Source organism: Mesorhizobium sp. M7A.F.Ca.CA.004.06.1.1, from assembly GCF_003999135.1.
GTDB lineage: Bacteria > Pseudomonadota > Alphaproteobacteria > Rhizobiales > Rhizobiaceae > Mesorhizobium.
Genome location: NZ_RZPQ01000102.1, coordinates 1 through 11838 on the forward strand (window position 1 = coordinate 1; position 11838 = coordinate 11838).

At 63.6% G+C, this 11838-nt stretch carries 11 protein-coding genes, 2 pseudogenes and 1 riboswitch; of the genes and pseudogenes, 2 read left to right on the forward strand and 11 right to left on the reverse strand.

Going from position 1 to position 11838, the window contains the following annotated elements; all coding sequences use genetic code 11:
• The 6 genes from EN906_RS09220 to EN906_RS09245 all read right to left on the reverse strand — a co-directional run.
• A partial coding sequence (locus tag EN906_RS09220) for a hypothetical protein (RefSeq protein ID WP_127375145.1) occupies window positions 1–260 on the reverse strand: 260 nt, incomplete at its 3' end.
• Between the two features lie 164 nt (window positions 261–424).
• Window positions 425–2338, reverse strand: coding sequence for a 1-deoxy-D-xylulose-5-phosphate synthase (gene dxs, locus EN906_RS09225; protein ID WP_127268718.1), 1914 nt, complete (start codon window positions 2336–2338; stop codon window positions 425–427).
• 129 nt (window positions 2339–2467) lie between these two features.
• On the reverse strand, window positions 2468–3388 hold the full coding sequence (locus tag EN906_RS09230; RefSeq protein WP_127270330.1) for a pirin family protein: 921 nt from the start codon (window positions 3386–3388) through the stop codon (window positions 2468–2470).
• Between the two features lie 39 nt (window positions 3389–3427).
• Window positions 3428–3694 (reverse strand): DUF2277 domain-containing protein, encoded by a 267-nt coding sequence (locus EN906_RS09235; RefSeq protein ID WP_127268719.1) that lies wholly within the window; start codon window positions 3692–3694, stop codon window positions 3428–3430.
• 110 nt (window positions 3695–3804) lie between these two features.
• A complete protein-coding gene (locus EN906_RS09240; RefSeq protein ID WP_127268720.1) occupies window positions 3805–4056 on the reverse strand; it encodes an exodeoxyribonuclease VII small subunit in 252 nt (83 codons plus the stop codon).
• A gap of 3 nt (window positions 4057–4059) precedes the next feature.
• Window positions 4060–4986 carry a histone deacetylase family protein gene (locus EN906_RS09245; RefSeq protein WP_127270331.1) on the reverse strand — a complete coding sequence of 309 codons (927 nt, stop codon included), beginning with the start codon at window positions 4984–4986 and terminating at the stop codon, window positions 4060–4062.
• A 121-nt stretch (window positions 4987–5107) separates the two neighbouring features.
• Window positions 5108–5288: riboswitch (cobalamin riboswitch) on the forward strand.
• Window positions 5289–5335: 47 nt separating this feature from the next.
• On the opposite strand from EN906_RS09245, the pseudogene bluB reads away from it, so the two are divergent.
• Window positions 5336–5965, forward strand: a pseudogene (gene bluB / locus EN906_RS38170) (5,6-dimethylbenzimidazole synthase); the annotation flags it as partial.
• Between the two features lie 122 nt (window positions 5966–6087).
• Here bluB and EN906_RS09255 read toward each other — a convergent pair.
• Window positions 6088–7070: pseudogene (locus EN906_RS09255) on the reverse strand (hypothetical protein).
• A gap of 287 nt (window positions 7071–7357) precedes the next feature.
• Entirely contained in the window at window positions 7358–7966 is a 609-nt protein-coding gene (locus tag EN906_RS09260) for a TetR/AcrR family transcriptional regulator (RefSeq protein WP_127268181.1), read from the reverse strand.
• Between the two features lie 121 nt (window positions 7967–8087).
• Between EN906_RS09260 and EN906_RS09265 the strand changes: the two genes are divergently transcribed.
• Window positions 8088–9311, forward strand: coding sequence for an MFS transporter (locus tag EN906_RS09265; protein ID WP_127268180.1), 1224 nt, complete (start codon window positions 8088–8090; stop codon window positions 9309–9311).
• Between the two features lie 38 nt (window positions 9312–9349).
• Here EN906_RS09265 and EN906_RS09270 read toward each other — a convergent pair whose 3' ends face one another.
• The 3 genes from EN906_RS09270 to aroC form a co-directional block, all read right to left on the reverse strand.
• Window positions 9350–9892, reverse strand: a complete 543-nt coding sequence (locus tag EN906_RS09270) for a GNAT family N-acetyltransferase (RefSeq protein ID WP_127268179.1) — start codon at window positions 9890–9892, stop codon at window positions 9350–9352.
• A 33-nt stretch (window positions 9893–9925) separates the two neighbouring features.
• Window positions 9926–11026 (reverse strand): 3,4-dihydroxy-2-butanone-4-phosphate synthase, encoded by a 1101-nt coding sequence (ribB, locus tag EN906_RS09275; RefSeq protein WP_127268178.1) that lies wholly within the window; start codon window positions 11024–11026, stop codon window positions 9926–9928.
• 110 nt (window positions 11027–11136) lie between these two features.
• Window positions 11137–11838, reverse strand: a 702-nt coding sequence (aroC, locus tag EN906_RS09280) for a chorismate synthase (RefSeq protein ID WP_127375146.1), incomplete at its 5' end; no start/stop codon positions are given.

Genomic DNA, 11838 nt, shown 5'->3' on the forward strand with positions numbered 1-11838 from the left:
GCTGGAGACAAGCCATCCTCACGGCCGCCCGAAGCTTGCTCGCGTGCAGGCTCGATGGCACCCGCAGGCGCGGGAACAGGGGCCGGCAGAACCACCAATTGCGGCACCTGCTTGAAGGAAAAGCCGCCGCGGATGTCGCCCATCTTGCCGGCGATGATGCCCATCGCCGCCTTTTCGAGGCTGCGGTCATAGCGCGTTTCGGCTGTGGCCGGCGCGATGATAACGGCGCAAAGTGCTGCGCCGCACAGAAGCGTTTTCATTGTTGTTGTCTCCCTGCCTGATCACGATCTAGCAGGGCGCCATTGAAAAACGGCCAAGAGACACGGTAAGCAAAGCGCCAAATGGCAGCGTAAACAATGCCTTAAGATCGCTTGCCGGCAAACTAATTCAAGTCTTTGAGACTTTGATTCAGGCGCGCTGGGATTCAGGCGCGCTGGGCGTGGACTGTGTGCCCGAGTGCCACGAACACGGTGCGCACGATGCCGGCGGCATCGAGCCCGGCATCGGCATACATCTTTTCCGGCTTGGCGTGGTCGCTGAACGCGTCGGGCAGCACCAGCGGACGCACCTTCAGGCCGCTTTCCAGCAGGCCCTCATGGGCAAGGAACTGCAGCACGTGGCTGGCGAAGCCGCCGACGGCGCCCTCCTCCACCGTCACCAGCACCTCATGCGAGCGGGCCAGCCGCCGGATCAGATCCTGGTCGAGCGGCTTGGCGAAACGGGCGTCGGCGACCGTGGTGGACAGCCCGGCAGCACCTAGCTCCTCCGCGGCGATCAGGCAATCCTGCAGCCGCGTGCCGAAAGACAGCAATGCAACCTTGGTACCCTCCTTGACGATGCGGCCCTTGCCGATTTCGAGAACCGAGCCGCGCTCCGGCATGTCGACGCCGACGCCATTGCCGCGCGGATAGCGGAAGGCGATCGGACCCTCATCATAGCTCGCCGCGGTGCGCACCATGTGGCGCAGCTCCGCCTCGTCGGCGGCCGCCATGACGACGAAACCCGGCAGTGTCGCCAGGAAGGTGGTGTCGAAGGCGCCGCAATGGGTCGCGCCATCGGCGCCGACGAAACCGGCGCGGTCGATGGGAAACCGCACCGGCAATTTCTGAATAGCGACGTCGTGGACGACCTGGTCGTAGGCGCGCTGCAGGAAGGTGGAATAGATGGCCGCGAACGGCTTGCAGCCTTCGGTGGCAAGGCCGGCGGCGAAGGTCACCGCGTGCTGTTCGGCGATGCCGACATCGAAGGTGCGCGATGGGAACGCTTCACCGAACAGGTCGAGGCCGGTGCCGCTCGGCATGGCGGCCGTGACGGCGACGATGCGGTCGTCCTCGCGGCCCTCCTGGACCAGGCTTTCGGCGAACACCTTGGTGTAGGCCGGTGCGTTGGCTGGCGCCTTGGCCTGCGCGCCGGTGATGACGTCGAACTTGTTGACGCCGTGATATTTGTCGGCGGCGGCTTCGGCCGGCGCATAGCCCTTGCCCTTCTGGGTGACGACATGGATGAGCACCGGGCCTTCGCCATTGTCGCGGACATTTTTCAGGACCGGGATCAGGTGCTCCAGATTGTGGCCGTCTATGGGGCCGATGTGATAGAAGCCGAGTTCCTCGAACAGCGTGCCGCCGGTGACATAGCCGCGTGCATGCTCGACCGCCCTTGTGATCGCACGATCCGCGCGCTTGCCGAGATAGGACGTCAGTTTCTTGCCGAAATCGCGCAGGCCGATATAGGCCTTGCCGGAGGCCAGCCGCGCCAGATAGGCGCTCATCGCGCCGGTCGGCGGCGCGATCGACATGTCGTTGTCATTGAGAATGACGATCAGCCGTGCATCGAGCGCACCGGCATTGTTCATCGCCTCATAGGCCATGCCGGCAGACATGGCGCCATCGCCGATGACGGCAATGACGCTGTTGCGGCCGCCGGAGAGATCGCGGGCGGCGGCCATGCCGAGGCCGGCCGATATCGATGTCGAGGAGTGGGCGGCGCCGAAGGGATCGTACTCGCTCTCGGCGCGGCGGGTGAAGCCGGACAGACCGCCTTCCTGGCGCAGCGTGCGGATACGGTCGCGGCGGCCGGTCAGGATCTTGTGCGGATAGGCCTGGTGGCCGACATCCCAGATCAGCCTGTCATCGGGGGTGTTGAAGACATAGTGCAGCGCCACTGTCAGCTCGACCACGCCAAGCCCGGCGCCCAGATGACCACCCGTGCGGGAGACGGCGTCGACCAGCTCGGCGCGAAGCTCGGACGCCAATTGCGGCAGTTCACTTTCCGCAAGCGTGCGCAGGTCGGCCGGGATGCGGACCTTGTCGAGAAGCGGCGTATGCGGCGTTGCGTTCACTGTGCTCGGGCTTTCGGTTGATGGGCGAATAGGCCGCCGGCCGGCGAAAGTAAATGCGTGTCAGTGACGCGGATCAGGCCCTAGTCTTTTGTCTATGCATTTCGTTCTGCCACTTTCCGGCGACGGGCATCAGCTTTCCGGCAGCGGGATGAACTCTTCCTCGTCTCCGGGAACGATGTCGAAGCGGCCCGCCTTCCATTCTTGCTTGGCCTGTTCGATGCGCTCCTTCGATGAGGAGACGAAATTCCACCAGATATAACGCTTCGAACCAAGAGAGGCGCCGCCGAACAGCATGAAATGCGCGCCGGTCAGCGACGACACGACGATCTCGTCACCGGGACGGAACACCAGCAGCCGTTCGGCTGGGAACACATCGCCCGAAATCGAGACCTCGCCCTCCAGCGTGTAAATGGCGCGTTCTTCCGCATCGGCCGGGATTTTCACGCTGGCGCCGGGCGCCAGGCGCAGGTCGGCGTAGAGCGTCTCCGAGTCGGCCCTGACCGGCGACCGCAACCCCTGGAAATCGCCGATGATGAGGCGCCCGTTGACGCCTTCGGCATCGATCTCGGGAAGCCTGAGCGCTCCTGTGTTCTCGAAAACCGGTGCCACCTCTTCCTTGTCGTCCGGCAGCGCCAGCCATGTCTGCAGACCGGATACCGACATCGGCGCGCCACGCAGTTCCTCCGGCGTACGCTCCGAATGGACGATGCCGCGGCCAGCGGTCATCAAATTCACGTCGCCGGGCTGAATGACCATTTCGGTGCCGAGTGAATCGCGGTGCCGGATCTTGCCGTCGAACAGATAGGTGACCGTCGACAGGCCGATATGCGGATGCGGACGGACGTCGAGCGCCTGGCCGGCCCGCAGGATGGCAGGACCCATGCGGTCGAAGAAGATGAACGGCCCGACCAGCCGCCTTTTTGCCGTCGGCAGGGCACGGCGCACCTGAAAACCGCCGATGTCCTTGGCGTTCGGAATGACCATCAATTCGATCTGGTCGCTGGCAAAGGCGTCGCCTGCCTCAGGGTCTTTCCCGGGGAAGAAGCTCATGGACTCTCCTTGTCGGCCGTCGAAGGCCGCCTGGCCGCGTCAGGCAAAGCGGATCGCCGCCTTTGCCCGCAGCTTGGCCGCCACCTCTTCGCGATTACGCGGATGCTGATGGGTTTCCAGGGAATCGAGCAGTTCGCGCGCCGAGGCCGCGATGGCTTCGACGGCATGGTCGAAGGCGTGCTGGTTCTGCTTCGAGGGTCGCGTCGTTCCGCTCAGCTTGCGGACGAACTGAAGAGCCGCGTCGCGCACCTCGTCAGGGGTTGCCGGCGGATCAAAATTGAACAGGGTCTTGATGTTTCTGCACATCGCTTCCGTATCTCCTCTTGTCCTTGAGCTGTTTCAATCGGGACGAGTTATATCCTCGATCATGATCATGTCCAAAAACCGGTGAGGCGAGCCTATGTTCGGACCGGGCCTCAATCCGCGTCGAGCGGCTCCGTTCCGACCGGCTTGCCGTCGCGCGACAGCCTGATCTTCTCGACCTTGTCCTCGGCGGCCTTCAGCAGCCGGTCGCAATGCGCCTTCAGCGCCTCGCCACGTTCATAGATCTTGATCGACTGGTCGAGCGGCACGTCGCCACGCTCCAGATCATCGACGATCTTCTCCAGCGCATCGAGTGCCTGCTCGAAGCTCATCGCCTTGACGTCTTCGTTGGTCTCATCGGCCATCATTCATCCTTTCATCAGTCGCCCGACATGGGCGGCGACCGAAAATGCCAATCCCTGCAGATCGTAGCCGCCCTCGAGCAGGCTGACGAGCCGGTTGCCGCTGTGGCGTGCCGCGCGCTGCATCAGTTGGCCGGTCGCCCAATCGAAATCATCCTCGGTCAGATTGATCTCGGCCAGCGGATCGCGGTGGTGCGCGTCGAACCCCGCCGAAATGATAATCAGGTCGGGCGCGAAATTGTCGAGCGCGGGCAGGACGCGCGACAGGAAGGCATCGCGAAACACCTCGCTGCCAGTCTGCGGCGCCAGCGGCGCGTTGACGATGTTGCCGGCGCCCGTTTCGTTCTTCGCTCCGGTGCCGGGATAAAGCGGCATCTGGTGTGTCGAGCAATAGAGCACCGACGGATCGTCCCAGAAAATGTCCTGCGTGCCATTGCCGTGATGCACGTCCCAGTCGACGATGGCAACGCGTTCGACACCGTGTTTCTTCTGCGCATAACGCGCCGCGATCGCCGCCGTGTTGAACAGGCAGAAGCCCATGGCCGTGGTCTTTTCGGCATGATGGCCGGGCGGCCGGGCGGCGACGAAGACGTTGTCGGCGCGGCCCGAAAAGACGTCATCGACGGCGGCGTTGGCGGCGCCGATCGCGGTGATCGCCGCTTGCCAGCTCTTCGGACTGGCAGTGGTGTCGGCATCGATGCGGGCAATCCCCTCGTCGGGAATGGCGGCGCGCACGCGGGCGACGAAATCGGCGGGATGCGCGTAGAGGATGGTGGCCTCGTCGCCTTCCGGCGCCTGGATACGATCGAGCCCGGCAAAGGCTTCCTCATCGAGCACGCGCTCGATGGCACGCAAGCGGTCGGGCCGCTCGGGATGTCCGGGCGGCGTGAGATGCTCGAGGAAGATCGGATGGGTGTAGAGACGGGTGGTCATCGTCCTAATCTAGTGACCCGGATCGACAAAGGCCATGCACGGGCGGCCGATGACTGGGGAAAATCGCGACTGCGTCCATTCGCGTCGCTGCAAGCATTGGCGTCCTCAGCACTTCGGCGTAAGGTTTTTGGTACTGCCTGGTGCCCGCCGCAAGCGGGAGAATCGGGAACACGGTTGAATTCCGTGGCGTGCCCAACGCTGTGAGGGGGACCGCGCCGGTAAATGCCACTGTCGATGACGGGAAGGCACCGGACGCGGGTTGATCCCGAGCCAGAAGACCGGCCTGGCAGGCATCGTCATCCGCATGGTCAGGCGGATGATATCAATTGCAATCGCAAGGGGACAAGCGATGCCGGAACACCTGACCGCTGCTGTTGGCGACGGATTTGACCAGAGTGCGCGCGATGCGGTCTATCGCGCCATGTTCACACGGCGCGACGTGCGCAGCCATTTCCTGCCCACCGCGATCGATGACGACGTGCTGGCGCGGCTGCTGCTTGCTGCCCATCACGCGCCATCGGTCGGCTTCATGCAGCCATGGAATTTCATTGTCATTCGTGACATCGAGCGACGGGCGGAGGTGCGCGACCTGTTCCTGGCCGCGCGCGAGCAGGAACTGCCGGCGATCGACGAAGAGCGGCAGGAACTCTACCGCAAGCTCAAGCTGGAAGGCATCTGCGAAAGCGCGCTCAACATCTGCATCACCTGCGACCGGCAGCGCTCGAAGGGTTCGCCGCTGGGACGCTGGCACAATCCGGAGATGGATCTCTACAGCACCGTCTGCGCGGTGCAGAATTTCTGGCTGGCCGCGCGTGCCGAGGGCGTCGGTGTAGGCTGGGTCAGCATCATCGAAGCGCAGGCGCTAAAGCGGCTGTTGGCCATTCCGGACCACGTAACGCCGATCGCCTATCTCTGCGTCGGCCGTGTTTCCGAGTTCGCTCCCAAACCGGACCTTGAAACGCATGGCTGGGGACGGCGGCTGCCGCTGCCGGAGCTGATCATGAGCGAGACCTTTTCCGGGCAAGGCGAGACACAGCTCAAATCCACCGTGGCGCGCCTCAACACCGTTTCTGCCTCACCAGACATCACCCGCCCGGCCGATCAGGGTGTGGCGCCGGCCGTAGCCCAGCGCGAACCGCCGAAGGAGGCGAGCGCCTTGTCCTTGAGCTCCCTGAACTTCGACGACGCCTCGGCCAGCCGGGCGTCCCAGGCCGGATCCGGCACCTGGCCCGCGATGGTCTTGAAATAGACCTGCATCAGGCAGGCGATGGCGAAGGGTTCAATGAATGCCGCCTTGAATGCCCAGGCGAAGACGATGGCGAGCACAAAAGCCCAGCCGGCGAGCTGGCCAGGCATCAGGAACAGAATCGCGCCGGCAGGCGCCAGCATCATCAGAAAGATGATGAACGACACGCCCCACATGATGACCGCCAGCCAGACGGCGTTCTTGACCATGACCTTGCCGTTCTGGGCATAGAGCACGACGCCCTGGCGCGCCGTCTCGAAGGGCGAGGCTGAATTGATGCGGATGTTGTAGCCGAGGATGATCTCGTCGACATAGGTCAGCGACAGGCGGATCACCGTGTTGATGAAGGAGACCAGGCCGCTCAGGCCCGGTATCGGCAGGAAGGCGGCGATGCCGCCGAGCAGGCCGGTGATGGCGCGGATGGCGCCCTTGACGAGTTGGTCGACGACGAAAAGGATGTTGGCCTCGGCGAAACGCTGGGTCACGATATCCCTGGCATAGGCGATCTGGTCCTGACGCCGGGAATGTCGCGGCCGTCGATCAGATGAACCATGACGGCGATGTGGCCGGCCTTGACGACATAGAGGATGTATTCGCGGATCCAATACACAGCGATCGAGACGAGGCCAAACCCGACCACGCCGCCCCACAGGGCAAAGGACATGGGCCCGTCGGGATCAGTGGAGATATGGCCGACGCCATAGCCGACCGAGGCGCCGGTGCCCGTCGCCATAATGTAGGCCAGCGTGATGCCGAAATAGACGATCATGCGAAAGACGATGAACGGCCAGGTCCGCATCATGATGGACACCGACCGGCCGATCTCAAAATCCCACATGTGCCCCGAATCTCCGCCTCAGAGATGGTGGAAGAGGATGGACTCAACCCGGCGATTGTCAATTGCCGGCCCTGACGCCAAAGGGCAACGAATTCGGGCTAACGGGTTTCTTCGGAGCCTTCGCCGGCGCGTAGGCTGACGGAGCATCAAACGAAAAACCCGCCTGTGCGGCGGGTCACTGGCGCAAATCAGCACCATGGACGAATATGTACCTTAGCTGAGGTCACCGAGTCAAGAAAAAATTCCTATCGGGAACAGCTGCCGGCACGAAAGCTCCGGTGGGAACTTCAATTCGACTGCGGGTCCGGCTTCTTGAGCAGGCCTTCGAGCAGTTGCTTGAACGCCGTCACCACCTTCTTCGACGTCGCTTCGGGGTCGCTCGAATTGGCGATCCGTTGCGCTGCCTGGCTGCTCGCTCCGTTGATCAGTCGCGAGGCCGTCTCGGGGTCGAGGCTGGAGACAACGACCCCCTCCTCCTGCAGCGCGGTCAGATGGTCGGTCATTGAAGCGATGCACGCACTGCAATTCGGCCATTGCGCTGGATCCCCCAGCACGGCCGGGCCATCCCGGAACATGATGCGCTGGATTTCCGGCTCCAGCGCCATCTCGATATAGGTCGAGCACTCGTCGACGAAATGCTGCCAACGGGTCGGCGCTCTCGACGCGACCTCATTGATGCGCGCCGCCATCTCGCCGTCAATCTGGGCTATGACCGCCTGCAGCAGCCCCTTTTTGTCGCCGAAATGATGATAGAGCGCGCCGCGCGTCAGCCCGGCCGAAGCGGTGAAATCATCCATCGAGGCTTCCGCATAGCCTGTTGTGCCGAAGGCATGACGGGCCGCCGCGATCAGCTTGGCGCGCGTCTCGGCGATCATCTCCTTGCGGGGTCTGTGCATGGCTTCTGGCCCTATTCACATACGCAACGTATGCCAATTGACATACGCGACGTATGGTCTATTTAATGATCATACGCTCCGTATGTAATTGTCCAATCGTCCTTTGTCGAGGAACCAACCGATGCAAAATCCCTACGCGGAAATCTTTCGTGCCCCGGGAGCCAAGGGCTTTGCGGCCGCCGGCTTCATGGCGCGCCTGCCGATCGCCATGGCGCCCATCGGCATCGTGGCGATGCTGTCGCAGACGCGTGGCGAATACTGGCTGGCCGGAGCCGTCTCGGCGACATACGCGCTGGCCAACGCCTTCGTCGCGCCGCAGATATCGAGACTGGTGGACCGCCTGGGCCAGACACGAATCGTGGTGCCCACCACCATCATCGCGGTGCTGGCTTTCGCGGTCCTGATAGCGGCGGCCAACCAGGACTGGCCGGTTTGGACTCTGTTCGTATCGGCACTGCTGGCCGCCGCCATGCCAAGCATACCGGCGATGGTGCGCGCGCGCTGGACGGAGATTTTCCGGGGGCGGCCGCAGATGAACACCGCATTCGCCTTCGAGTCCGTGGCCGATGAACTGGTCTATATCGCCGGGGCATCGCTATCGGTCGGCCTGAGTGCCGCCCTGTTCCCGGAAGCCGGCGTTCTGGTGAGCACATTATTTCTCGCATTCGGATCAGCGGCCTTCATCCTGCAACGCTCGACCGAGCCCCGGGTGCGGCCGGTCGACCATAACTCAAGCGGCTCGGCGATCCGCCTGCGGCCGGTTCAGATCATCACCCTCGCCCTGATCTTCATCGGCGCAACCTTCGCGACGACGGAAGTGACCACCGTGGCGATCACCAAGGAGCTTGGCCAACCGGGCGCCGCCAGCCTCGTCATCGGCGTTTATGCGCTGGGATCGTTCGTGCTCGGCATCATCGTCGGCGCGCTCAGCCTGAAGGCGCCGCTGAAACGCCAGCTGGCCATCGCAGTCGCCCTCGTCGCGCTCGGCACGCTGTTGCCGCTCACCGCCGACACCGTGCCACTGCTGGCGCTGACCGTGTTCATCAGCGGTGTGGCGATCTCGCCGACCTTCATCACCGCGTTCGGCCTGATCGAGCGGCATGTGCCGGAAGCGATGCTGACCGAAGGCATCACCTGGGTCATGACCGGCATCGGCATCGGCATGGCGCTGGGCTCGTTCGCGGCCGGCGCGATGGTGGATGCGTTCGGCGCCAAGAGCGGGTTCTGGGTGTCGGTGGCTTCAGGCACGATCGCACTGGCCACGGTGCTGCTCGGCCAACGCAGCCTTGCCACGACTGAGTGCGAGATGGACGGATGCGAAGCAGCCGCGATTGCCGCGGAATAGTTCCGGCGCGTCCGGGCTTTAGGACCGGGCGCGCCGCTCTAGGCGGCCGGGCCTGAAATATTGGCTTTTCCCGGGTGCGCCAATGCCAAAAGTATCGTTGGCGCCCCGCGCAGCATCACCTCTTTTTCGAAGGCGAAGCCACATTTCTCCAGCACCCGTCGCGAGGCCGGATTGGCGGGGCGGACGAGGCCGACAACCCGATCGGCACGCAAGGGGCCGAACGCGGTGCGCAGTGCTTCCATCACCAATTCCGTGGCATAGCCATGTCCCCAGGCCGCCGGATGAAGATGATGGGACAGGTTCAGACCGTCGAAATCCGCCGATACCGTGACGCCGCCGAAGCCGATCAACTTTCCATCCGCCTCGACTGCCCAGCGGCCAAAGCCGTGCTTGTCCCAATGACCGATGTCGCGCCTCAGCCGCGCGGCGCTCTGCTGGGCTCTATCCGGAACAGGGTCGGGTCGATGCGCAACAAGCTCCCCGCGCGAAAAGAGATCGATCAGGAAATCCAGATCAGCCTCTGCCGGGCGGCGCAGCAAAAGCCGCTCGCTGCGCTGGCTGGAAGGCAGGGGCGCATTCATCCGTCTTCTCCGGCAACCGGATCGGCGGGAGGCTCAGAGGATCTCGGTCTTGGCGATGTGGATGCCAAAACCTTCGAGGCCGACATAGTGGCGTTCGCGCGAGGCGATCAGGTTGATCGAGGAGATGCCGAGATCCTTGAGGATCTGCGCGCCGAGCCCGATCTCGCGCCACTCGTTTTCGCGGCGGCGGGCCTCTTCGTGATCCTCGCGGTCGCCGCTTGCCGGTCGTTTGCGCTCCTGATGCGCAACGCCGACGGAGCCTTCTCTGAGATAGACGATGACGCCGCGCCTGCGCTCGCCCATTGCCTTCATAATGGCGTCGAGCCGGTGGCTGGTGCCGAACACATCGGTCACCACATCCTCCGAATGCAGGCGCACCGGGACCTCCTCGCCGTCACGAATGTCGCCGAAGACGATGGCGACGTGGTGCATGGAGTCCCACGGCAGCGTGTAGGTGAAGACCTGTGCCTTGCCGCCGAGCGTGTCGATTTCCGAGCAAGCGACGCGTTCGACCAGAGTTTCCTTACGTTGCCGGTAGGCGATGAGGTCGGCAACCGAAACCTGCTTCAGCCCATGCTCCTCGGCGAAAGCCTGCACCTGCGGGCCGCGCTTGACGGTGCCGTCATCATTGACCAGCTCGGAAATGACGCCGACCGGCGGCAGGCCGGCGAGCTTGCACAGATCGACCGCTGCTTCGGTATGGCCGGAGCGCATCAGCACGCCGCCTTCGCGCGCGATCAGCGGGAAGATGTGGCCGGGGCGGACGAAATCCGAGCCACCGACATTGCCGTTGGCAAGATTTCGAACGGTCAAAGTGCGATCTTCGGCCGAGATGCCCGTCGTGGTGCCATGCTTGAAATCGACGCTGACGGTGAAAGCGGTGGTATGGGCGGAATCGTTGTCGGCGACCATCGGCGCAAGGTTCAGCCGCTTGGCTTCTTCGCGCGGCATCGGCGTGCAGACGATGCCGGAGGTGTGGCGCACGATGAACGCCATCTTTTCGGGCGTGCAGTGGACGGCGGCAACGATCAGGTCGCCTTCGTTCTCGCGCCCGTCATCATCCATGACGACGACGATCTCGCCGCGTTCGAAAGCACGCAGGGCTTCGACGATCTTCTTCTGGTCGTAAGGCATAAGTGCTCGCTTTGCTCGCAGGGAATAAGGGAGTAGGGCAGTACGGGAGTAGGGAAAAGCAAAAAGATTTGGCCGGCCGCGCTAAGAGCGCAACATATTCCCTTATTCCCCTATTCCCTTCCCGTCTGTCCCCGATGCCGCAGATAGTGGTCGGCGATCGCACAGGCAACCATTGCTTCGCCGATCGGCACGGCGCGGATGCCGACGCATGGGTCGTGGCGACCCTTGGTCATGATCTCGACGTCCCTGCCGTCCTTGTCGATCGACTTTCGCGGCGTCAGGATCGAGGAGGTCGGCTTGACGGCGAAACGAGCGACGATCGCCTGGCCGGTCGAGATGCCACCGAGGATGCCGCCCGCATTGTTGGACAGGAACACCGGCTTGCCGTCATTGCCGATGCGCATCTCGTCGGCATTCTGCTCGCCGGTGATACGGGCGGCCTCGAAGCCGTTGCCGATCTCGACGCCCTTGACCGCGTTGATCGACATCAGGCCGGAGGCGATGTCCTGATCGAGCTTGGCATAGATCGGCGCGCCGAGGCCTGGCGGAACGCCGTCGGCGACGATTTCGATCACCGCCCCGACCGAGGAGCCCGCCTTGCGGATGCCGTCGAGATACTGGGTGAAGACGGGTACGGAGGCCGGATCGGGGGTGAAGAACGGATTTTCGGCATCGCCGATGAAATTCCAGTTCCAGTTGGCGCGGTCTATGGATTTTTCGCCCATCGACACCAGCGCGCCGCGCACCACAACGCCCGGAACCACCTTGCGCGCCAAGGCACCGGCCGCCACCCTGGCTGCCGTCTCGCGGGC

Excerpts from the sequence above, each read along its gene's own strand:
- EN906_RS09230 (WP_127270330.1), bottom strand. The coding sequence starts at position 3,388 with ATGAGCTTCTTCCCCGGGAAAGACCCTGAGGCAGGCGACGCCTTTGCC.
- EN906_RS09235 (WP_127268719.1), bottom strand. The coding sequence starts at position 3,694 with ATGTGCAGAAACATCAAGACCCTGTTCAATTTTGATCCGCCGGCAACC.
- EN906_RS09240 (WP_127268720.1), bottom strand. The coding sequence starts at position 4,056 with ATGGCCGATGAGACCAACGAAGACGTCAAGGCGATGAGCTTCGAGCAG.
- EN906_RS09245 (WP_127270331.1), bottom strand. The coding sequence starts at position 4,986 with ATGACCACCCGTCTCTACACCCATCCGATCTTCCTCGAGCATCTCACG.
- EN906_RS09260 (WP_127268181.1), bottom strand. The coding sequence starts at position 7,966 with ATGCACAGACCCCGCAAGGAGATGATCGCCGAGACGCGCGCCAAGCTG.
- EN906_RS09265 (WP_127268180.1), top strand. The coding sequence starts at position 8,088 with ATGCAAAATCCCTACGCGGAAATCTTTCGTGCCCCGGGAGCCAAGGGC.
- EN906_RS09270 (WP_127268179.1), bottom strand. The coding sequence starts at position 9,892 with ATGAATGCGCCCCTGCCTTCCAGCCAGCGCAGCGAGCGGCTTTTGCTG.
- ribB (WP_127268178.1), bottom strand. The coding sequence starts at position 11,026 with ATGCCTTACGACCAGAAGAAGATCGTCGAAGCCCTGCGTGCTTTCGAA.